Genomic DNA, 21,254 nt, shown 5'->3' with positions numbered 1-21,254 from the left:
GTCGCACGGCATCCGCTCCCGCTCCTCGACCCCCGCGCCCGTTTCCTAGCGTGGGGGAACGCAATGACGCGCACCCCGAGGAGAACCCCATGACCGCACCTTCGTCGCGCCGACGCGGCGCCGGAACCGTCGATGACGAGCCCATCATCGTCACCGACCCGAAACTCCCACCCGTCGCCCTTCCTCCCGAACACGAGGAGAAGAGCCGGCGCTGGACCCTGCCGAAGATCCTGATCTGGACGGCGATCGCCCTGCTCGGCGGCGTCGCCTGGGTGATGCTCGCGATCGTGCGCGGCGAGACCGTGAATGCGATCTGGTTCGTCTTCGCGGCGGTCTGCACCTATCTGATCGGCTACCGCTTCTACTCGAAGGTGATCGAGAAGTACATCACCCGCCCCGACGACCGCCGCGCAACGCCGGCCGAGGTCAAGCAGGACGGCAAGGACTACGTCCCCACCGACCGCCGCGTGCTCTACGGGCACCACTTCGCCGCGATCGCCGGTGCCGGCCCCCTCGTCGGACCCGTGCTCGCCGCGCAGATGGGCTACCTGCCGGGCACGATCTGGATCATCGTGGGCGTCGTGCTCGCGGGCGCCGTGCAGGACTACACGGTGCTGTTCTTCTCGATGCGCCGCGGGGGCCGCACGATCGGGCAGATGGCCCGTCAGGAACTCGGGCGGATCGGCGGCACCGCAGCGATCATCGCCTCGCTGCTGATCATGCTGATCATCGTCGCGATCCTCGCGCTCGTCGTCGTCAACGCCCTCGGCGAGAGCCCCTGGGGCGTCTTCTCGGTGGCGATGACCATCCCGATCGCGATCTTCATGGGCATCTACCTGCGCTTCCTGCGCCCGGGCAAGGTCACCGAGGTCTCGATCATCGGGTTCGTGCTGCTCATGGCCGCGATCATCGGCGGCGGCTGGGTCGCCGGCACCGAGTGGGGCCAGGCGATCTTCCACCTCGACCGCACCACGATCGCCTGGGGCATCATCATCTACGGCTTCATCGCGGCGGTGCTCCCCGTGTGGCTGCTGCTCGCTCCCCGCGACTACCTCTCGACCTTCATGAAGATCGGCGTGATCGTGATGCTCGCGGGCGCCATCATCCTGGTGCGCCCGGAGATCACGGTTCCCGCCGTCAGCATCTTCGGCGAGAACGGCATGGGGCCGGTGTTCGCGGGTCCCCTGTTCCCCTTCCTGTTCGTGACCATCGCGTGCGGAGCGTTGTCGGGTTTCCATGCCCTGATCGCCTCCGGCACGACCCCCAAGCTCGTCGAGAAGGAGCGCCAGACGCGCTTCATCGGCTACGGCGGCATGCTCATGGAGTCGTTCGTCGCGATCATGGCGCTCGTCGCCGCGATCTCGATCGACCAGGGCATCTACTTCGCCATGAACGCCCCAACTGCGGCGACGGGCGGAACGGTCGAGGGAGCGGTCGCCTTCGTGAACTCGCTGGGTCTGACGGGGGTGAACCTCACCCCCGAGATGCTCACCGGCACGGCCCAGGCGGTCGGCGAGGAGTCGATCGTCTCGCGCACCGGTGGCGCCCCGACCCTCGCGCTCGGGCTCGCGCACATCATGCAGCAGGCGCTCGGCGGGCAGGCGCTCATGGCGTTCTGGTACCACTTCGCGATCATGTTCGAGGCCCTGTTCATCCTCACGGCGGTGGACGCCGGCACCCGCGTCGCCCGCTTCATGCTGCAGGACTCGATCGGCGCCTGGTTCCCGAAGTTCCGCGACGTCTCGTGGCGGCCCGGCGTGTGGATCTGCACGGCGATCATGGTGGCCGGCTGGGGAGCGATCCTCATCCTCGGCGTCACCGACCCGCTCGGCGGCATCAACACGTTCTTCCCGCTGTTCGGCATCGCGAACCAGCTGCTCGCCGCGATCGCGCTCGCCGTGGTGATGGCGATCGTCGCCAAGCGCGGCCGCAGCTACGTCAAGTGGTTGTGGATCATCGGGCTGCCGCTCGCATTCACCGCGGTCGTTACGGTCACGGCCTCGCTCTACAAGATCTTCTCGCCGGTCCCGGCGATCGGATACTGGGCGAACCACTTCCGCTATCTCGAGGCGCTGAACACCGGCGACACCTCGCTCGGCGAGCCCGAGGTGCTCGAAGCGGTCATCCGCAACACGGCCGTGCAGGGCACGCTCTCGATCATCTTCGTGACGCTCGCGTTGATCGTCATGATCGCGGCGATCGTCGTCACCGTCCGGGCGATCCGCAACGGCGGCGGCGAGAACACCGAAGATGAACCGGTCGCCTCGCGCCGGTTCGCCCCAGCGGGCTTCCTGCCCAACGCCGACGAGCGCGAGCTCGAGAAGCAGTGGGAGCCGATCCTCGCCGACGAGCGCAAGGTCTCGAGTCATTGACATGGTGATCCAGCACACGGATGCCTCGTCCACCCCGCTGCGCGCACTGCTCGGTGCCGCGGCGCGGGTCGGGCGCGGCATCCGCTGGTACATGACGACGCTGATGGGCGACACGGCCTACGCGACCTACGTCGCCCATCACCGTCGTCATCATCCGGACGAGGACCCGATGACCGAGCGCCAGTTCTGGCGGCAGCGCATGGACGACCAGGATCGCAACCCCGGCGCCCGGTGCTGCTGACCCGCGCGCGTGGCGGGCCCTTCGACAGGCTCAGGGACCCAGCCTCACTGGGTCGCTGAGCCTGGCGAAGCGTCCCCACGAGACACCCTGCCTAGGCTGATGCCATGACCGATGTGGTTCTCGCCGCCGTGCTGGGCGTTCTCGGCGGCATCGCGCTGACGGTGCTCCTGCTGCTCGCCCGGCGCCTCGCGCGCGGCGCGGCCGATCTCGGCAGCGAGGGCGAGCAGGCGGCTCTGCGGGCGCTGCATCACGCGAGTCTCGCCGCTCCGCACCTGCGCGCGGGGCTGTCGGCCCCGGAGGTCGTGAAGGCCGCCCGCCACCTGCGCGTGCTGCTCGGCAGCGCCGCGGTCGCGATCGTCGCCGCCGACGACACCGTCTCGTTCGACGGCGCGCCCGACGGGCTGGAGGCCGCGGCCGTGCGGATCGCGGCACGCGTGCGCGAATCCGGTCGTCGGCAGGTCTTCCCGTCGCAGTCCGCCGACGACCATCTCGAGGGCGTCGGTGCGCCGATCGTCGTCGACGGCCACGTGATCGGCGTGGTCGTCGCGTTCGCCGCGCCGGTGCGGGCGGCGCTGGTGCGCGCTGCCGAAGAGGTCGCCGACTGGTGCGCGGCTCAGGTCGAGCTGGGCGGTCTCGACGCCTCGCGCACCCAGCTCGCCGAGGCCGAATTGCGCTCGCTACGAGCGCAGATCTCGCCGCACTTCATCTACAACGCCCTCACGGCGATCGCCTCGTTCATCACGACCGATCCCGCCCGTGCGCGCGATCTCGTGCTGGAGTTCGCCGACTTCACCCGCTATTCGTTCCGGCGACAGGGCGAGTTCACGACCGTGGCAGACGAGCTCGAGAGCATCCGTTCCTATCTCGAGCTCGAGCGCGCCCGCTTCGGCGAGCGTCTGCGCGTGACCCTGCAGATCGCGCCCGAGACGCTCGCCACCGTGATCCCGTTCCTCTCGGTGCAGCCGCTCGTCGAGAACGCGGTGCGCCACGGGCTCGAGCCGGGCGAGGGCGGGGGAGAGATCCGCATCGTGTCGCGCGACGACGCCACGCATACCGAGATCACGGTGGAGGACGACGGCGTCGGCATGGATCCGGATGCCCTGCGCTCCACCCTCACCGCGGCCGATGACGGCCTGCACGTGGGGTTGCGCAACGTCGACACGCGACTGCGCCAGCTCTACGGCGCGGACGGCGGTCTGGTCGTCGAGACGAACACCGGCGCCGGTACCCTGGTGCGCATGCGGGTGCCCAAGTCGCAGCCGCTGAACGACCCGGACAACGACTGAGGTGCGGCCATGATCGACGTGCTCGTCGCCGATGACGAGAGACCGGCGCTCGACGAACTCGTGCATCTGCTGCGCACCGATGAGCGCATCGGCGACGTCCTCACCGCCACGACCGGTGCCGATGCCCTGCGTCAGCTGTCACAGCGCGCGGTGCGCATCGCCTTCCTCGACATCCACATGCCCGGTCTGCTCGGCACCGATCTCGCGCGCGGACTGCTGTCGCTCGCCGAACCTCCCGCCGTCGTGTTCGTCACCGCCGACGACGCCCGCGCCGTCGAGGCCTTCGAACTGCGCGCGGCCGACTACCTGCTCAAGCCGGTGCGCGCCGCCCGCCTGCGGCAAGCTGTCGACCGGGTGATCGAACGCGGCGACGCGCCTTCCGTCGGCGACGACGAGGTGCTGCCCGTCTCGATCGGATCGGCGGTGCGCTTCGTGCGCCGCAGCGACATCCGCTGGGTGCGGGCGCAAGGCGACTACTCGCGGCTCCACGCCGACGGCGATGTCGGGCATCTCGTGCGCATCCCGATCTCCGAGCTCGAGGCGCGGTGGGCGGATGCCGGTTTCCTGCGCATCCATCGCTCGACACTGGTGCGGGCATCCGCCGTCACCGAGGCCCGCCTCTCGGGCGGCGATCCGTCGGTATCGGTGGGCGAGACCGTGCTGCCCGTGAGCAGGCGCCTGGTACCGACCGTGCGCGAAGCGCTGGTGCGCAGTGAGGGGATGCCGTGACCGAGGCGCCGAAGCGGGTACGGGTGACGGCGGATGCCGTGCCGCGCCGCCCGTCGACGGCGACGCGCGGGATCGCCCTGCCGGGATCCCCGGTCGACGAAGCGGATGCCGTGTACGCTCGCGCTCTGATGCGCAGCCAGTTCCGGCTCGCCCTCGGTACGATCGCAGGCTTCGTGCTGGTCGTGCTGGCGATGACGTTGACGATCGCCCTCATCCCCGCGATCGACCGGATCGTGCTGTGGGGGCTGCCGCTGTCGTGGGTGCTGCAGGCGTTCGCCTTCTACCCGGTGATCCTCGTGTTCGCGTTGTTGTACGTGCGCACCGCCGCGCGCAACGAGCGCCGGTACCGGGCGCTGCGGGACCGCGAGTGAACGCGGTCCTCGATCTCGTCGGCGTCGCGCTCGTGGTCGTCGCGACGCTGCTGATCGGCGTCTACGGCCTGCGTATCTCGCGCACGACGAGCGACTTCTTCGTCGCCTCACGCACCGTGCGCCCGGTGTGGAATGCCTCCGCGATCAGCGGGGAGTACCTGTCGGCGGGCACCTTCCTGGGCCTCTCCGGGCTGGTGCTGCTCGACGGGGCACGCGGGTTCTGGTTCCCGATCGGCTACGCGGCAGGCTATCTGCTGGTGCTCGCCTTCGTCGCGGCGCCTCTGCGCCGCAGTGGGGCGTACACGATCCCCGACTTCGTGGAGGCACGGTTGGACTCGACCTCGGCGCGACGGGTGACGAGCGCGGCCGTGCTCATCATCGGCTGGCTGTACATCGTGCCGCAGTTGCACGGGGCGGGCATCACCCTCGTCGTGGTCGCGGGGCTGCCCGAGTGGGTGGGTGCGGTGACCGTGGCGGTGCTCGTGGCCGCCGCCGTCGCCGCGGGCGGCATGCGCGCCATCACCTACGTGCAGGCGTTCCAGTACTGGCTCAAGCTCACGGCGCTCCTCGTGCCGGTCATCCTCATCGCCTTCGCTCTGAGCGGCGGTCCGCACGACTTCGACCCCGCGCTCGTGTTCCCCGCCGAGGCCGGCCCCTCGGGGTTCGACGCCTATGAGACGGCATCCCTCCTCCTCGCCCTGCTGCTGGGCACGATGGGCCTGCCGCACGTGCTCGTGCGCTTCTACACGAGCCCGACCGGGGTCTCGGCACGCCGCACCACGGTGATCGTGATCGCGATGGTGAGCGCGTTCTACGCGGTGTCGAGCGGCATGGGACTGCTGGCGCGCATCGCCGCCCCCGACCTCGCGGTGCCGGGTCTCGCCGACACCGTCGTGCTGCAGCTGCCGTCGCGGGTGTTCCCCGGCATCATGGGCGAGCTTCTGACGGCCCTCATCGTCGCCGGGGCCTTCGCGGCGTTCCTCGCGACGTCGGCCGGACTCGTCGTGTCGCTCGCCGGGGTGATCAGTCAGGACGTCTTCTCGGGATCGGTGCGCTCGTTCCGCGTCTCGGCGCTGCTCTGCGCGCTGGTGCCGCTCGCGATCGCCCTGCTCACGGTGCCGGCGGGGCTGGTCGCGAGCGTCGGCGTGGTGTTCGTCGTGGCGGCATCCACCCTGTCGCCGGTCGTGCTGCTGGGGGTCTGGTGGCGCGGGCTCACCGCGCGCGGAGCGGTGGCGGGCATGGTGAGCGGCGGGGTCGCGTGCGGGCTCGCGCTGCTCGTACACGCGGCGATCGACGGGGTCGGGATCGCCGCACCGTATCTCGCGCAACCGGCCGCCTGGACGATCCCGCTCGCCGTCGTGGTCACGGTCGTCGTGTCGGTGCTCGATCCGCGCGGTCCCTCGCCCCGCACCGACCGCTTCCTCGCCCGCGTGCACACCCCCGAGCGCGGGTGACGGGGCGCTGTCGTCAGATCTTGCGGCTGCGGGGCATCAGGCGCACGGGCGGCAGCGGAGGAGCGGGGATGCGCACGTCGTGCCCCTCGACCTCGCCGAAGCGGTCGGATGCCGCCTCCCACTCGGCACGCGCCTCGGCGATCTCGTCGTGCGAGCGGCCCGCGAAGTTCCACCACATGACGATCTCGTCGTCGAACGGTTCGCCGCCGAGCACGAACAGCAGGGCGCCCTCGTCGCTCTCGACGGCGACGGCGTCGCGGGAATCGCCCAGATAGAGGGTGTCGTTGAGCGAGAGCGGATGCTCCGCCACCCGCGCGTCGCCCTCGACGAGCATCACGGCGTGCTCCCACTCGGGGAGCAGTGGCAGCCGCACTCGGGTTCCCGCGGGCACGACGATCTCGGCGCCGACGATCGGGGTGTGTACGGTCGCCGGTGAACGGGTGCCGGCGAACTCGCCGAGGACGACGGTGGCCGAGGCGTCCGCTCCCTGCTCGGCGGGCAGAGACAGGCCGGGCAGGTCGGTGTGGCGTTCGAAGCCCGCGGCGCCGTGCCGTGCCGACTCCGGCAGCACCACCCAGAACTGCAGGGCGTCGAGGGGGATCGGATCGTCGCCGATCGAGTACTCGGAGTGCGAGATGCCCTTGCCCGCGGTCATGAGGTTGAGCTGTCCGCGGCGCAGGTCGGCATCGCTGCCGAGCGAGTCGCGGTGACGGATCTCGCCGACGAGCGGCCAGGTCACGGTCTGCAGGCCGATGTGCGGATGGGGCTCGACCCGCATGCGGGTGGCGGCCGGGCCGAAGCGATCGAGGAAGCACCAGGCGCCGATGGTCGGCAGGTTGCGGTGCGGCAGCGCTCGCAGCACGTTCATGCCCCGCACTCCGCCGAGGGGGACCTCGCGGGGCTCGAGGACGATGCGCCGCTCGCCGATCATGCGCCCGGTCGCTTCGGCCAGCGGATCTCTGCGCCCGGGATCTCGTGCGTCTCGAGGTAGGAGGCGATGTAGGGGCACAGCGGCACGATCGCATCGCCGCTCTCCGCGGCATCCGTCAGCGCGGCCTTCGCGAGCTTGCCGGCCAGCCCCTGCCCCTGGAACGCGGGGTCGATCTCGGTGTGCGTGAACCGGATCTGACCGTGCTTCGTCTCGAACGCGGCGAAGCCGGCGAACAGGTCTCCGGTGCGGATCTCGTAGCGCGAGGCGTCGTCGTTGCGGGTGACGGTGATATCGGTCATCGGATGCTCCTTCGGGCGTCTGGTTCAAACCTACGCCCGTGCGCGGGCAGCGGTCGCGCGCCTCGAGGGGTCACAACACGCCGTACGCCCCGGAATGCTTGCGGCGAGTCTCGACCCCTCAGAGCGTGGGAATCGCGATGCGGATGACGACGTACGAGATGAGGGCGCCGACGAGGAGAACGGCGAGCCCTGTTGCGGGGATGGGCCAGGAGCGCTTCCAGCGCTTCGCGCTCAGCGTGAACGGCACCATCACCGCGACGAAGAGGATGCCGTCGAAGGCCGTGAACGCGGTCACGGCCGACCAGCTCGTCTCGGTGTCGCACGCGTCGCCGCACGCCGCGGCGCCCATGTGCGACACGAACATGACCAGCGGGAGCGCGAGTGAGAGAAGGATGAAGAGCACCACCAGGACGACCGCGACATCGGCATCGCTCAGCGGCCGCTGTTTCTGCAACATGCAACCACCGTAGGCGCGCCCGTGCCGGAGGAGTGCCTGTGCGCGGGGCGCTGTGGATAACCGCATCCGAGGGTGCGACATCCGATAGAAGGTCAGAAATCTGGCCATGTGTCCAGCTGCTCGTCGGACAAATGGCGTCGCTCCGCAGGGTCCTCTCGCAGGTTCGGGAGGAGATCTCGCGTTCGGCAGGAACAGATCCCCGTAACGCTCCTGCGTAGCGTGAGATCTCCTCCGATGCGGTGCGACCGCGACCCACGTGAGAGACCTGTGGAGAGGGGCGGGCCGGCGTCGGCGGGGGTCGTTACGCTGGAGGGATGCCGCAGACTCCCCGTGACCCGTACGCGGACCTGCCGTACGCCGATGAGCCCTGGGACGACGGTTACGAGCCGTCCGCTCCGCCCGAGCCGATGGATTGGGAGCCGCAGGGAGCAGGATTCGAGCCTCCCCTCGACTGGGGCCCCGGTCCGGCGACCCCGGTCTCCCCGGTGTCCGCACCGCGGCCGAACAGCGCACCCGTCGCCCGCCGCGCCACGCCGAGCCGCTACGCGACCGCGCGTGAGGCGCTGCACACGGTCTTCGGCTACGACGATTTCCGCGGCGACCAGGCCGCGATCGTCGACCAGGTGATCGCCGGCGGCGACGCGGTGGTGCTCATGCCCACCGGTGGCGGTAAGAGCATCACGTACCAGGTGCCCGCGCTCGTGCGCGAGGGCACAGGGCTCGTCGTGAGCCCGCTCATCGCGCTCATGCACGACCAGGTCGACGCGCTGCGAGCGAACGGGGTCAACGCCGCCTATCTCAACTCCACGCAGTCGCCGCAGGAGCGAGCCGAGGTCGAGCGCGCCTACATCGCGGGTGAGCTCGACGTCATCTACGTCGCCCCCGAGCGGCTGTCGAACGCGCAGACCACGGCTCTCCTGCAGCGCGGCACCCTCAGTGTGATCGCGATCGACGAGGCGCATTGCGTGTCGCAGTGGGGGCATGACTTCCGCCCCGACTACCTCGCACTGGGCGACCTGGGCGAGCGGTTCCCCGGGGTGCCGCGCATGGCCCTCACCGCCACCGCCACCCGCGCCACGCACCAGGAGATCACCGAGCGGCTTCAGCTCGGCACCGCGCAGCACTTCGTCGCGAGCTTCGACCGTCCGAACATCCAGTACCGGATCGTTCCGAAGGTCGACCCCCGCAAGCAGCTCGTCTCGTTCATCCGTTCCCAGGAGGCGGGCGCCGCCGGCATCGTCTACGCGCTCAGCCGCAAGTCGGTCGAGCAGACCGCCACCTATCTCGCCGCGCAGGGTCTCGATACCCTGCCGTACCACGCCGGTCTCCCCGCCGAGGTGCGCGCCGCCAACCAATCGCGCTTCCTGCGCGAAGACGGCGTGATCATGGTGGCCACGATCGCATTCGGCATGGGCATCGACAAGCCCGATGTGCGCTTCGTCGCTCACATCGATCTGCCCAAGTCGGTCGAGGGCTATTACCAGGAGACGGGTCGAGCGGGGCGAGACGGAGAGCCGTCGGTCGCATGGATGGCCTACGGCCTGGGCGATGTCGTGCAGCAGCGCCGCCTGATCGATCAGAGTCCCGGCGATCGCACCTTCAAGATGCGCATGGGGCAGCATCTCGACGCGATGCTCGCGCTGTGCGAGACCGTCGAGTGCCGACGGCAGAACCTCCTCGGCTACTTCGGCCAGGAATCGACGCCGTGCGGAAACTGCGACACCTGCCTCGAAGACACCGAGACCTTCGACGGCCTCGTGCCTGCGCAGAAGATCCTCTCGACGGTCGTGCGCCTCAAGCGCGAGCGCAACCAGGCCTTCGGTGCGGGGCACCTGATCGACATCCTCAAGGGCGCCTCGACCGAACGCATCCGCCAACAGGGGCACGACAAGCTCGCGACCTACGGCATCGGCTCCGATCTCTCCGATCAGGACTGGCGCAGTGTCGTGCGCCAACTTCTCGCCCGCGGCATCCTCATGGCGCAAGGGGAATATGGCACCCTCGCGCCGGGCGAGCAGGCGGCCGGAGTGCTGCGCGGAGAGACCGCGGTGCCCCTGCGTAAAGACACGATCGGGCGTGCGACGACGACGCGCGCGCGCAAGGCGACGGCAGCGGATTCGGTGGATGCCGATGACCGGCCTCTCTTCGAAGCGCTCCGGGTATGGCGTGCAGAAACTGCTCGTGAACTGGGGAGACCCGCGTACATGGTGTTCAGCGACGCCACGCTTCGCGCCCTCACGGAGAACCGCCCGACGAGCCTTGCCGACCTCGATGGCATCAGCGGCATCGGAGCGAAGAAGCGCGACGACTACGGTGACGCCGTGCTCTCGGTGATCGCCGCCAACTGACCCGCGCGGACCCCGTCCGCTGCGGATGACAGCCGACGAAGAGGTCTTTCGCGACCTCCAATATTCCTGAAATGGAATTCACTGAACGCCTAGACAACCATCGAAATCTCCCGTAGAAACACTCTTACTTGCGCCTGACCGGTAAAGAAGCCGGTTCCTGGGGGGGCCTAGTGACGACGAACTCAGTTCGACATCACGGGAGGGCAAATGAGCAGTACACGAAGGAGGACTCTGCCCAAGAGCAGAATCCTCGCAGTAGCAGCAATCAGTGCAGTGGTGGTCGGGAGCGTCATCGCCCCGACAGCGGCGGTGGCAGCTCCAGGGGACGAGTCTGCCTCCAGTTCGCGATTCCTCACGGGCAGTCTTCTGCTCGGCGGGCTACCGCTCGACGACGTCGTGGCGCTGCAGGGGGTGCAGACGACCAACGACGGATCGACGGGGGAACCCGTCGTCGACACCGGCGGCCTCGACATCACGGCGCTCAACGCCCTCAGCGTGAGCATCCCGGGTGGTCTCAGCGTGCCGGCGCTCTCGAACTTCCTCACGCTCGGCGCGGCGAACCAGTACTCCGCCTCGAATCCCGATGGCTCGAGTCGCGCCGCGACCGGCGCTGTCGCCGACAACGGCGTGGTCGATACCACCGGCGCCGGGGCGTACCCGGCGAATGCCTCGCTCAACCTGCAGGGCCTGCTGGGCTCGACGGTGACGAGCGTCGTCGGCGATCTCGATGTCTCGCTCGGGGCGATCAGCTCCGAGGTTTCTCTCGCGGGCGACGGGACCGTCTCCCGCGACTACAACGTCGCCGGAGGAACGGTGACGCTCCAGCTTCCCGCGGTGACGGGACTCACGAACACGCTCGTCGGCACCGGGGGCGTCGCTTCGACAGTCGACGCGGCGGTCGCGACCCTCACCGGCCCGGACGGCCTCCTGGCCGGTGCGATCGCGGGCCTCAACGCCGCGCTCGCGCCGATCCTCGGCAACCCGAACCTCAACGTCACGATCACCACCCAGGTGAATCAGGCGCTGAACACCCTCCTCGACACGCCCATCGGCGACGGCGTCGTGACGGTCAACCTGCGCACAGGAGTCGTCTCGGCGGACCTCGATGAGCTGCTGGTCGACACCACGGGTCGGGGCCTCAACAGCCTCGACGTCGGTGAGGAGGTGCTCTCGGCGGAAGTGCTCAACAACCTGATCACCCGCGTCGGGAACGTGCTCGGCACGGTTCCCGAACTCGTTCGCACCACGCTCACCACCACGCTCAACGCCGCGGTCCTGAACATTTCCGGCACCGTCTGCGTCGTGGGCACCGGAGCGACCTGCTCCACGACGCCGATCGACCTCGGAACCGGCGTCGTGATCGCGGTGACGAACCAGACCCTCGGCAGCATCACCGGCGCTCCGGGATCGCCCGCGCCGGCGGCCACGATCACGGTCAAGGTGGCGGGAGCGAACGTCCCGATCCCTCTCGGCACGCTCGTCGCGGCTCTCGCAGGGCCGATCAACACCGCGCTGCTCGGACCGGGCGGTGTCGTGAACACCGTCGTGCCCACCGTGACAACGGCGGTCACGGGAATCGTCACCGCGATCGCCCCGGCGGTGAGCCTGCTCAACGGCGTCGTCTCGCTCCGCGGAAACGTGCAGCCCGACAACGGCCCGATCTACAGCCAGGAGGCGTTCGTCCTTGAGGTCGGCGCAATCGCCGGTGGAGGCGGCGTGGGCACGCTCGTGCTCGCTCGAGCCGAAGCGGGGCCGAACGCGCTCGCGCCTCTGCTCGAGGCGACGAGTCCGGTGAAACCGGGTCAGCCCACCACGCTGACTTCCAGCGGTTGGCCGGCGAACACCGCGGTGAGTGTGCAGCTCAGTGATGCGGAGGGAACGGCGGTCGGTGAGCCGATCAGCGTGACGACGAACGGCGACGGAGAGTTCCCCGCCGGAACGACGTTGACGGTTCCCGCCACGGCGGCGATCGGCGACTACACGGTCGCGGCATCCGCCGGTGATCAGACGGTCGAAGCGCCGCTGGTGGTCGAGGCCTACAGCCCGACGGTCTCGGCGACCGGTCCGATCACGGTCGGCGAGTCCACGACCCTCACCTCGGGTGGCTGGCCCGCCGGGGCAGAGGTCACGTTCGAGCTCGAAGACCCCACCGGTGCCGCTGTCGGCGCTCCGGTGACGGTGACGACCGACGAGAACGGTGACATCCCCGCCGGCACGACGCTGACGGTTCCGGCCGGGTCCGCGATCGGCGACTACACGGTCGCCGGTGAAGACGAGTTCGGCAACACGGCCGAGGGCACGGTGACGGTGCTCGCCGTTCCGGGTACACCGCAGCTGACGGCATCCGGTCCGGTGAAGCCGGGTCAGACGACCACGATCGCCTCGGGTGGTTGGCCCGCCGCAGTCGACGTCACCTTCCAGATCGAGACCGCGGACGGCGACCCCGTCGGCGACCCGATCACGGTGACGACCGACGCCGACGGCAACATCCCCGCCGGCACGACCCTCACGGTCCCGATCTCGACCGACCCGGGCGACTACGTCGTCACGGGTGAGGCCGGGGGCGACACCGCGGAAGGGCCGCTCGTGGTGGCGCCGTGGACCCCGACCGTCGACGCATCGGGTCCGGTGAAGCCGGGTCAGACGACGACGATCACCTCGGGTGGATGGCCGCCGGCGACGTCGGTGACGTTCCAGCTGGAAGACGCCGAGGGTGAGCCCGTCGGTGCTCCGGTCACGGTGACGACGGATGCCGAGGGCAACGTGCCCGCAGGGACCGTGCTCACGATTCCCGTCGGCACCGAGCCGGGCGACTACACGGTCGTCGGCACGGGCGTCGAAGGGATCACCGAGGAGGCGTCGGTCACAGTGGAACCGTGGACGCCGACCGTCGATCTCTCGGGTCCGGTGAAGCCGGGTCAGACGACGACGATCACGTCGGGCGGGTGGCCGCCGCTGGCGAGCATCACGTTCCAACTGCAGGATGCGGCGGGCGACCCGGTCGGCGACCCGATCACGGTCGAGGCTGATGCCGACGGCAACATCCCCGCCGGCACGGTGCTGACGATTCCGGTCGGAACCGAGCCCGGCACGCTGACGGTGGTCGGCGAGGACGCGGACGGCAACACGGGTGAGGGCGAGGTGACGGTGGAGGCCTGGACCCCGACCGTCGAGCTCTCGGGTCCGGTGAAGCCGGGTCAGGCGACCACGATCACCTCGGGTGGGTGGCCGCCGGCGACGTCGGTGACATTCCAGCTGGAGGATGCGGACGGCAACCCGGTCGGTGAGCCGGTGACGGTGACGACGGATGCCGAGGGCAACGTTCCCGCAGGTACCGTGCTGACGGTTCCCGCGGATGCGGATCCGGGCGCTTTCACGGTGGTCGGTGTGGATGCTGATGGCAACACGGGTGAGGGAGACGTGACGGTGGAGGCCTGGACCCCGACCGTCGAGCTCTCGGGTCCCGTGAAGCCGGGGCAGCCCACGACGATCACGTCGGGTGGGTGGCCGCCGTTGACCGAGGTCACGTTCCAGCTCGAAGACGAGAACGGCGACCCCGTGGGCGAGCCCGTCATCGTCACGACCGACGAGAACGGCGACGTTCCGTCCGGAACGACGATCACCGTTCCGGCCGATGCGGATCCCGGCACCTTCACGGTCGTCGGCACCGACGAGAACGGGAACACCGGTGAGGGTGACGTCACGGTGGAGGCGTTCGCGCCGACGCTCGACGTGACCAGCCCGGTCGCGCCGGGGGCCGTGACCACCGTCACCTCCGACGGGTGGCCGCCGTTGACCGAGGTCACGTTCCAGATCGAGGACGCCGCGGGCGACCCCGTGGGTGCGCCCGTCACCGTCGAAACCGACGAGAACGGCGTGGTGCCCGCGGGTACGCAGCTCACGGTTCCGGGAACGGCCGAGCCGGGCGACTACACCGTGGTCGGCGAGGACGTGAACGGTAACACCGCCGAGGCCGACCTCGTGGTCGAGGCCACCGGAACCGACACCGATCCGGTGACGGACCCCGGTACCGACACGGACACCGATCCGGGTACGGACACGGATACGGGTACGGACACGGATCCGGGTACGGACACCGATACGGATCCGGGTACGGACACCGATACGGATCCGGGAACGGACACGGACACGGACACGGGTACGGACACGGACACCGGCACGGACACGGATCCGGGTACGGACACGGACACGGATCCGGGTACGGACACCGATACGGATCCGGGAACCGACACGGACACGGACACGGGTACGGACACGGACACGGACACCGGCACGGACACGGATCCGGGTACGGACACGGACACGGATCCGGGTACGGACACGGGTACGGACACGGACACGGGTACGGACACCGATACGGGTACGGATACCGACACCGGTACGGACACGGATCCGGGAACCGACACGGATACCGATCCGGGTACGGACACGGACACCGGTACGGATACCGATACCGATCCGGGCACGGACACGGACACCGGTACGGATACCGATACGGGTACGGACACGGACACCGCTACGGACACGGACACCGGTACGGACACGGACACCGGTACGGACACGGCAACGGATACCGATCCGGGAACCGACACCGACACGGATCCGGGCGCTGACCCCGGCACCGACACGGACACGGCGACGGACACCGACACGGCGACGGACACCGACACGGGTACCGACACCGATACGGGTACCGACACCGGGACCGACACGGGAACGGACACCGGAACCGATCCGGGCTCCGAGCTCGGGATCACGATCCTCTACCCGGAGCGCGCACAGGGCGAGTCCCAGTCCGCGACGGGAACGGGATTCCGGCCGGGTGAGGTGGTGACGGGCGTCATGCAGTCCGCTCCGCTCGACCTCGGCTCGCGGGTCGCGAACGCGGCCGGTCAGGTGACGTTCACCTGGACGATCCCGGCATCGCAGGATCTCGGCATCCACACCGTGACGCTCACCGGAGCGGAGTCCGGATCGGTCTCCATCCAGTTCCGGGTGACCCCATCGGGTCTGGCGACCACGGGTGCCGAATCCGGACCGTCGCTGGTCTGGGGCCTGGCGTTCCTGTTGGCCGGCGCGGGTCTCGCGGCCGGCGCACGCAGGAGGCGGATGTCGGTGACGTCGAAGACGTGACCGCTCATGATCGGCGGCACCCGGGATCCCCCGGCTCGGGTGCCGCCGAACGTCTCCGCAGCAGGCCGAGCAGAGGACGCAGATGACCCACACGTCGACGAGAGCGCAGCCGATTCCGAAGCCGGCGAAGATCGTCAGCGCGGCAGCGCTGCTCCTGGCGGCGGCGCACGTCGCTCTCACCGCCGTGTTCAACGTTCCGTCGACGGAGGTCAAATACGAGGCGCTGCCCGGTCGGGCGGCGGATGCCTGGATCCGGCCCTACTTCGTGCAGGACTACCGGATCTTCGCCCCCGACCCGGCCAGCGCCGACCGCAACCTCTGGGTGCGGGCGTGGGTCGAGACGCCGGACGGCGAGCGGGTCGAGACGAAGTGGGTCGACGTCACGGCCATCGAACTCGCCGAACCGTATCGTCGCGTCCTGCGCAAGCAGCTCACGGTGATCGGCGCCGAGCAGCTCATGACCTCGTTCGGCAAGCTCACCGATGCGCAGAAGGCCGTGGTCGAGGAGAACTTCCACACGAGTCCCGATCTGGCAGAACTGAACGAGGCTCTGCTCGCGGCCGACGACGCGAATGCGGGCGACGTGCGCTCCTTCATCCGCGCCACGAATTACACGACCTCGTACGCGACGCAGGCGGCGCGCGCGCTCTGGGGCGACGACGGCGAGATCCTCGCCGTGCAGACCCGGTCGGTTTACAGTCCGGTCATCCGGTGGGACGATCGCAACGATCCGGATGCCGTACGCCCCGACTCCTCTTATACGCAACTGGGCTGGCGCCCCGTGCTCGACTGGTCGCAGCAGAGCGAAGACGCGTTCGCCCGTACGTTCCTGCACTGGGCCGAGGCGGCCGGCGTCACCGGCTCGCTCACGGGCGACGAGGAGGATGCCGAATGAACGCGGTCACCCGACTCTGGGACTCTCTTCTGCACTGGATGCTCGATCGCCGGCACGCGACCTACGGCCTGGCCGTGATGCGGATCGGTTTCGCGGGAATCACGATCGTCAGCATCCTGCTCTATCTGCCGGACTACTCCTATACCTTCGGCGAAGGATCGCGCTGGGGGGAGTCGCTGTATCGACCGAGCGGGGTCAACACCTACGTCTGGCCGATCTCGATCCTGTTCTCGCGCACCGACCCCGACTGGTTCACCTATATAAAGGTCGCCCTGCTGCTCGCGGTCGCGGTCGCCTACCTGCTCGGGTGGCGGATGCGGATCATCGCTCCACTCTTCGTCGTGCTGTGGCTCGGCTACGCGTCGACGAACCCGCTCGTGCTCAACACCGGGCACTACCAGACGTTCCGGGTGATGCTCCTCTTCCTCCTGCTCGCCGACACGTCGCGGCGCTGGTCGCTCGATGCGCGCCGTCGACGGATCACCCGCGACGAGCATCCGCTCTCGTTCCGCGACCACGTGCTGCCGCGGTGGGTGCCGGTGCTGTCGAACAACGTCGCCGTCATCCTCATCGGCGCGCAGCTGTGCATCGTCTACATCACGAGCGCCCTGTGGAAGCTGCAGGGGTCGATGTGGACCGAGGGCATCGCCGCCTACTACCCGCTGCGCCTCGAGCAGTTCATCCTGTTCCCCTGGCTCAACGAGATCGCCTGGCACGTGACCCCGGCGATCTTCATCGCCTCGTGGTTGAGCGTCTACATGCAGCTGTTCTTCCCGCTGACGCTCCTCAACCGGTGGACGCGCATCTTCGGGTTGATCGCGATCACGGGCATGCACGCGGGCATCGGCATCCTGATGTCGCTGCCGTTCTTCTCACTCGTCATGATCTTCAGCGACATGATCTTCGTGCGCGACGTGACCTGGCGCAAGGTGCAACTCTGGGTCGCGCGGAGGTGGAAGCGGCGCCGGACTGTGAGCAACCGACAACCCGAAGAGGGCACACCCCGACAGCCCGTTGGAGAGGATGCACAGGTGACTTCGCCCGACGTTGTCGGAGTCCTACGATAAGAGCACTCCACCTTCTTCTCCGAGAGGAATGCTCATGGTCGACGCCGCCGTCCGCACCACGAAGACCCCGATCGTCGAGGCCACCAGCCCCGCCATCGATGTCGCCCGCGTCAACGATCTCCTGCTGGGGACCTGGGGCGATACCCGCCGCGAGGCCCGCGAGATGATCAAGGACTCCGCCTTCTGGCGGCAGGACGACCTCGGCAAGGACGAGCACCGGGAACGCGTGCTCAGCCAGCTGCACCTGCTCGTCGAGAACAAGGCGGTGCACCGGGCGTTCCCGAAGTCGCTCGGCGGCGAGGAGAACAACGGCGCCAACATCGCGAGCTTCGAGGAACTGGTCGTCGCCGACCCCAGCCTGCAGATCAAGTCGGGCGTGCAGTGGGGGCTCTTCGGATCGGCCGTGCTGCAGCTGGGCACGAAGGAGCACCACGAGAAGTGGCTCCCGGGCATCATGGACCTCTCGATCCCCGGGGCGTTCGCGATGACCGAGATCGGCCACGGATCCGATGTCGCCGCGGTCGGCACCACCGCCACCTATGACCCCGCGACGGAGGAGTTCGTCATCCACACCCCGTTCCGCGGGGCGACGAAGGAGTACCTCGGCAACGCGGGGCTGCACGGCATCGCCGCGACCGTGTTCGCGCAGCTCATCACCAACGGTGTGAACCACGGCGTGCACTGCTTCTACGTGCCGCTGCGCGGAGAAGACGGCGTCGACCTCCCCGGAATCGGCCGCGAGGACGACGGCCTCAAGGGCGGTCTCAACGGCATCGACAACGGCCGCCTGAGCTTCGATCAGGTGCGTATCCCCCGCACCAACCTGCTCAACAAGTACGGTGACGTCGCCGCCGACGGCACCTACACCAGCGCCATCGACAGCCCCGGTCGCCGCTTCTTCACGATGCTTGGCACGCTCGTTCAGGGTCGCGTCTCGCTCGACGGCGCGGCATCCTGGGCATCCGCCCTCGGCCTGCACATCGCGATCACGTACGCGACCCAGCGTCGCCAGTTCGACGGCGTCGACGGGCAGGAGGTCGTGCTGCTCGACTACGGCAAGCACCAGCGCCGCCTGCTGCCTCGCCTCGCGACGACCTACGCGCAGATCTTCGCGCACGATGAGTTCCTCAAGAAGTTCGACGGCGTCTTCTCCGGGCGCACCGACACCCCCGACGACCGCGAAGACCTCGAGACCCTCGCCGCGGCGCTCAAGCCACTGTCGACCTGGCATGCGCTCGACACGTTGCAGGAGGCGCGCGAGGCGTGCGGCGGCGCGGGCTTCATGTTCGAGAATCGTCTGGTCGGGCTGCGCGCCGACCTCGACATCTACGTCACCTTCGAGGGCGACAACAACGTGCTGCTGCAGCTCGTCGGCAAGCGTCTGCTCACCGACTACGCGAGTCAGTTCAAGGGCAAGGATGCCGCGGCCCTGGCCAAGTACGCCGTGGGGATGACCGCCGGCAAGCTCTTCCACGGGGCGGGACTGCGCCAGTTCGGGCAGTCGGTCGCCGACCTCGGGCAGGTCTCGCGGTCGGTCGAGAACGGTCTGCGCGAGGAGCAGCAGCACCAGTTGCTCACCGAGCGTGTGCAGCAGATGGTCGCCGACATCGCGAACCGGCTGCGTCCCGGTGCGAAGGACAAGGCGCTCGGCGCCCGCCTGTTCAACGAGAACCAGGCCGAGCTCATCGAAGCGGCCCGAGCCCACGGCGAGCTGCTGCAGTGGGAGGCGTTCACGGATGCCGTGCGCACCGTCGACGACGAGCAGACGAAGGCCGTGCTGACGTGGCTGCGCGACCTCTTCGGCCTGCAGCTCATCGAGAAGCACCTCGCCTGGCATCTGATCAACGGGCGTCTGTCGATGCAGCGCGCTGCGGCGGTGTCGAGCTACATCGACCGGCTCTGCGCCCGCCTGCGGCCGCACGCGCTCGACCTCGTGAACGCGTTCGGCTACGAGCCCGAGCACGTGCGCGCGCCGATCGCCTCGGGTGCCGAGAAGGCCCGGCAGGACGAGGCCCGCGCGTACTACGCCGACCTCGCGGCCTCCGGCGAGGCTCCGATCCAGGAGAAGGCGCTGCGCGCCGCGAAGAAGCACTGAGCCGGGGTTCACAACTCCGGGGGAACTGCACGGAAAGGGCCCGATCGGCGTGATCGGGCCCTTTTCCGTTGATTCTCCGGAGTTATGAACGGGTCGGACCGGTGCCCGGAGCGGGCGGGTACGGCGGAACCGCCGGGGAGTGCGCCGCGGGACCCGTCCCCGTTCCCGGGAAGTACTGTGCGGGCGACGGCGGGTAGATCGGATGCTGACCCGGGAGCTGCCCGGACGACGAAGCCGCGACCGGGGCTGCGGGGGTCTGCTGCGCCCGCGAGCGCACCCCTCGCAGCACGAACGTATAAGAGAGGTACAAGAAAGCCGCTGCCGTGCCGGTGCCGAAGAGCAGGAGGGCCGGGAGCGTGCTGCTGATCTCCCGCGGCAACGGGAACAGCGCAGGGAAGAACACGTCGGGGAGGAGCACGAGCGCGTTGACGACGAGAAGCGCGAGCGCGGGCAGTAGCAGCGCGAACGGCGACCAGCGCGTCACCGCGATCCCGATCACCACGAGGATCACCCCACCCAGCACCGAGGCCACGGCGACGGGTTGCACGGCCATCTCGAAGCGCTGATACGCGTACAGCATCCCGGTGCCGATCCCCCAGGCGAGGAGTCCCGCGCCGAAAGCGAGCAGGACGGGGGCGAGGATGCCGCCGACGATGCCGAGGCCCGCGCCCGTGGGCTCGGGGCGTCGACGCACGAGGGCCAGGACCGCCCCCATCGTGCCGAGCACGGGGAAGAGCACGAGCGGCACCCCGTAGATGATGCCGTCCGTCCACTCGAGGGGCAGGCGCATGACGCGCTGCGAGGTGATCAGCGTGGCCGGGAACATCGCGAAGACGATCGGTGCGAGGGAGAGCACGCCGACCGCGATGAGCCCCGCCGAGCTCCAGATCCCCGTGACCACCACGGCGACGAGCAGCAGGATGCCGAGGGCCTGCAGTGCGGTCGGTCCGGCCAGCTCCGCGAAGTCGAGCTCACGGGCGTATTGGAAGACCGAGGACATCCAGACCCGGCCCCCTCCGGCGAGGAGTCCGGCGCCGACGGGCGCGAGAACCACGGCGACGATGACGGTCAGAACACGCGCGAGCGCGGACGATCGGTACATGGGACTTCCCCTCCAGAGTCTCGTGCTCACCGTATCGACTCGGGGGCGTCGCGCGGAAGACGGGATAATCGTCGGCATGAGCTTTCTCTGGCGGTACTTCCGTCGCGAGGTCGACTATTCGTCACTCGATGACGGCACGCCCGACGACGACGCTCCGCTCCCGGCGCCGTCCCGGGCCGGGCGAGTGCTCGCCTGCACCGTGGTGATCCTGTTCGGCGCGGTCTTCCTCGTCGCCGTGGTGGCCGTCGGCATCCGGGTCGAGTGGGTGCTGACCGACACGATCCCCTGGCGCAACACCGAGATCTGGGCCTGGCCGCCGATGGTCTTCTGCGCGATCGTCGGCGTGGCCGTGACCAGCTTCGGCGTGCGTCTGCTGATGACGGCGATCCGCGGTCCGCGACTCTGAGAAGAGGCGACTCTGAGAAGACGGGACAGGCGGCGCGGGTAACGTCG

The 21,254-nt window shown here is 69.1% G+C and carries 16 protein-coding genes; 12 read left to right on the top strand and 4 right to left on the bottom strand.

What is annotated here, in order from left to right; all coding sequences use genetic code 11:
* Window positions 1-89: 89 nt before the first annotated feature.
* The 6 genes from ACIPVN_RS07755 (at window position 90) to ACIPVN_RS07730 (ending at window position 6,453) form a co-directional block, all read left to right on the top strand.
* On the top strand, window positions 90-2,372 hold the full coding sequence (locus tag ACIPVN_RS07755) for a carbon starvation CstA family protein (RefSeq protein ID WP_400441668.1): 2,283 nt from the start codon (window positions 90-92) through the stop codon (window positions 2,370-2,372).
* Window position 2,373: 1 nt separating this feature from the next.
* The gene (locus ACIPVN_RS07750; RefSeq protein WP_400441665.1) at window positions 2,374-2,613 is read left to right on the top strand and encodes a YbdD/YjiX family protein; all 240 of its coding nucleotides are present in this window, start codon (window positions 2,374-2,376) and stop codon (window positions 2,611-2,613) included.
* 104 nt (window positions 2,614-2,717) lie between these two features.
* Window positions 2,718-3,899 carry a sensor histidine kinase gene (locus tag ACIPVN_RS07745; protein WP_400441662.1) on the top strand — a complete coding sequence of 394 codons (1,182 nt, stop codon included), beginning with the start codon at window positions 2,718-2,720 and terminating at the stop codon, window positions 3,897-3,899.
* Window positions 3,900-3,908: 9 nt separating this feature from the next.
* Entirely contained in the window at window positions 3,909-4,628 is a 720-nt protein-coding gene (locus ACIPVN_RS07740; RefSeq protein ID WP_400441659.1) for a LytR/AlgR family response regulator transcription factor, read from the top strand.
* Window positions 4,625-4,999 (top strand): heavy metal transporter, encoded by a 375-nt coding sequence (locus tag ACIPVN_RS07735; protein ID WP_400441656.1) that lies wholly within the window; start codon window positions 4,625-4,627, stop codon window positions 4,997-4,999. The genes ACIPVN_RS07740 and ACIPVN_RS07735 overlap by 4 nt, the downstream gene beginning before the upstream one ends.
* On the top strand, window positions 4,996-6,453 hold the full coding sequence (locus ACIPVN_RS07730; RefSeq protein ID WP_400441653.1) for a cation acetate symporter: 1,458 nt from the start codon (window positions 4,996-4,998) through the stop codon (window positions 6,451-6,453). Before ACIPVN_RS07735 ends, ACIPVN_RS07730 begins: the two co-directional genes overlap by 4 nt.
* Before the next feature lie 13 nt (window positions 6,454-6,466).
* Here the strand turns inward: ACIPVN_RS07730 and ACIPVN_RS07725 are convergent, their stop codons facing one another.
* The 3 genes from ACIPVN_RS07725 to ACIPVN_RS07715 all read right to left on the bottom strand — a co-directional run bounded on the left by ACIPVN_RS07725 (window position 6,467) and on the right by ACIPVN_RS07715 (window position 8,140).
* The gene (locus ACIPVN_RS07725; protein WP_400441651.1) at window positions 6,467-7,384 is read right to left on the bottom strand and encodes a pirin family protein; all 918 of its coding nucleotides are present in this window, start codon (window positions 7,382-7,384) and stop codon (window positions 6,467-6,469) included.
* Window positions 7,381-7,683 carry a GNAT family N-acetyltransferase gene (locus ACIPVN_RS07720; RefSeq protein WP_400441648.1) on the bottom strand — a complete coding sequence of 101 codons (303 nt, stop codon included), beginning with the start codon at window positions 7,681-7,683 and terminating at the stop codon, window positions 7,381-7,383. The genes ACIPVN_RS07725 and ACIPVN_RS07720 overlap by 4 nt, the downstream gene beginning before the upstream one ends.
* A gap of 118 nt (window positions 7,684-7,801) precedes the next feature.
* The gene (locus ACIPVN_RS07715; RefSeq protein ID WP_400441645.1) at window positions 7,802-8,140 is read right to left on the bottom strand and encodes a hypothetical protein; all 339 of its coding nucleotides are present in this window, start codon (window positions 8,138-8,140) and stop codon (window positions 7,802-7,804) included.
* A 314-nt stretch (window positions 8,141-8,454) separates the two neighbouring features.
* On the opposite strand from ACIPVN_RS07715, the gene recQ reads away from it, so the two are divergent.
* The 5 genes from recQ (at window position 8,455) to ACIPVN_RS07690 (ending at window position 19,699) form a co-directional block, all read left to right on the top strand.
* Window positions 8,455-10,488: a DNA helicase RecQ gene (gene recQ, locus ACIPVN_RS07710; protein WP_400441642.1), complete on the top strand. Its 2,034-nt coding sequence runs from the start codon at window positions 8,455-8,457 to the stop codon at window positions 10,486-10,488.
* 309 nt (window positions 10,489-10,797) lie between these two features.
* Window positions 10,798-15,642, top strand: a complete 4,845-nt coding sequence (locus ACIPVN_RS07705) for a choice-of-anchor G family protein (RefSeq protein WP_400441639.1) — start codon at window positions 10,798-10,800, stop codon at window positions 15,640-15,642.
* Between the two features lie 82 nt (window positions 15,643-15,724).
* Entirely contained in the window at window positions 15,725-16,537 is an 813-nt protein-coding gene (locus tag ACIPVN_RS07700) for a DUF5819 family protein (RefSeq protein ID WP_400441636.1), read from the top strand.
* Window positions 16,534-17,604: an HTTM domain-containing protein gene (locus ACIPVN_RS07695; protein ID WP_400441633.1), complete on the top strand. Its 1,071-nt coding sequence runs from the start codon at window positions 16,534-16,536 to the stop codon at window positions 17,602-17,604. The genes ACIPVN_RS07700 and ACIPVN_RS07695 overlap by 4 nt, the downstream gene beginning before the upstream one ends.
* Window positions 17,605-17,638: 34 nt before the next feature.
* Window positions 17,639-19,699, top strand: coding sequence for an acyl-CoA dehydrogenase (locus tag ACIPVN_RS07690; protein ID WP_400441630.1), 2,061 nt, complete (start codon window positions 17,639-17,641; stop codon window positions 19,697-19,699).
* An 82-nt stretch (window positions 19,700-19,781) separates the two neighbouring features.
* Here ACIPVN_RS07690 and ACIPVN_RS07685 read toward each other — a convergent pair whose 3' ends face one another.
* Window positions 19,782-20,801, bottom strand: coding sequence for a hypothetical protein (locus tag ACIPVN_RS07685; protein WP_400441627.1), 1,020 nt, complete (start codon window positions 20,799-20,801; stop codon window positions 19,782-19,784).
* Window positions 20,802-20,877: 76 nt separating this feature from the next.
* Here ACIPVN_RS07685 and ACIPVN_RS07680 point away from each other — a divergent pair, with 76 nt between their 5' ends.
* A complete protein-coding gene (locus tag ACIPVN_RS07680) occupies window positions 20,878-21,207 on the top strand; it encodes a hypothetical protein (RefSeq protein WP_400441624.1) in 330 nt (109 codons plus the stop codon).
* Window positions 21,208-21,254: the final 47 nt, after the last annotated feature.

Source organism: Microbacterium sp. NPDC090003 (assembly GCF_044748385.1).
Lineage (GTDB): Bacteria > Actinomycetota > Actinomycetes > Actinomycetales > Microbacteriaceae > Microbacterium.
The sequence above is the reverse complement of the archived record's forward strand: the minus strand, read 5'-3'. Positions and strand labels throughout refer to the sequence as shown.

Coding starts and splice junctions, on each gene's coding strand:
- ACIPVN_RS07755 (WP_400441668.1), top strand. CDS start 90: ATGACCGCACCTTCGTCGCGCCGACGCGGCGCCGGAACCGTCGATGAC.
- ACIPVN_RS07750 (WP_400441665.1), top strand. CDS start 2,374: ATGGTGATCCAGCACACGGATGCCTCGTCCACCCCGCTGCGCGCACTG.
- ACIPVN_RS07745 (WP_400441662.1), top strand. CDS start 2,718: ATGACCGATGTGGTTCTCGCCGCCGTGCTGGGCGTTCTCGGCGGCATC.
- ACIPVN_RS07740 (WP_400441659.1), top strand. CDS start 3,909: ATGATCGACGTGCTCGTCGCCGATGACGAGAGACCGGCGCTCGACGAA.
- ACIPVN_RS07725 (WP_400441651.1), bottom strand. CDS start 7,384: ATGATCGGCGAGCGGCGCATCGTCCTCGAGCCCCGCGAGGTCCCCCTC.
- ACIPVN_RS07720 (WP_400441648.1), bottom strand. CDS start 7,683: ATGACCGATATCACCGTCACCCGCAACGACGACGCCTCGCGCTACGAG.
- ACIPVN_RS07715 (WP_400441645.1), bottom strand. CDS start 8,140: ATGTTGCAGAAACAGCGGCCGCTGAGCGATGCCGATGTCGCGGTCGTC.
- recQ (WP_400441642.1), top strand. CDS start 8,455: ATGCCGCAGACTCCCCGTGACCCGTACGCGGACCTGCCGTACGCCGAT.
- ACIPVN_RS07700 (WP_400441636.1), top strand. CDS start 15,725: ATGACCCACACGTCGACGAGAGCGCAGCCGATTCCGAAGCCGGCGAAG.
- ACIPVN_RS07695 (WP_400441633.1), top strand. CDS start 16,534: ATGAACGCGGTCACCCGACTCTGGGACTCTCTTCTGCACTGGATGCTC.
- ACIPVN_RS07690 (WP_400441630.1), top strand. CDS start 17,639: ATGGTCGACGCCGCCGTCCGCACCACGAAGACCCCGATCGTCGAGGCC.
- ACIPVN_RS07685 (WP_400441627.1), bottom strand. CDS start 20,801: ATGTACCGATCGTCCGCGCTCGCGCGTGTTCTGACCGTCATCGTCGCC.
- ACIPVN_RS07680 (WP_400441624.1), top strand. CDS start 20,878: ATGAGCTTTCTCTGGCGGTACTTCCGTCGCGAGGTCGACTATTCGTCA.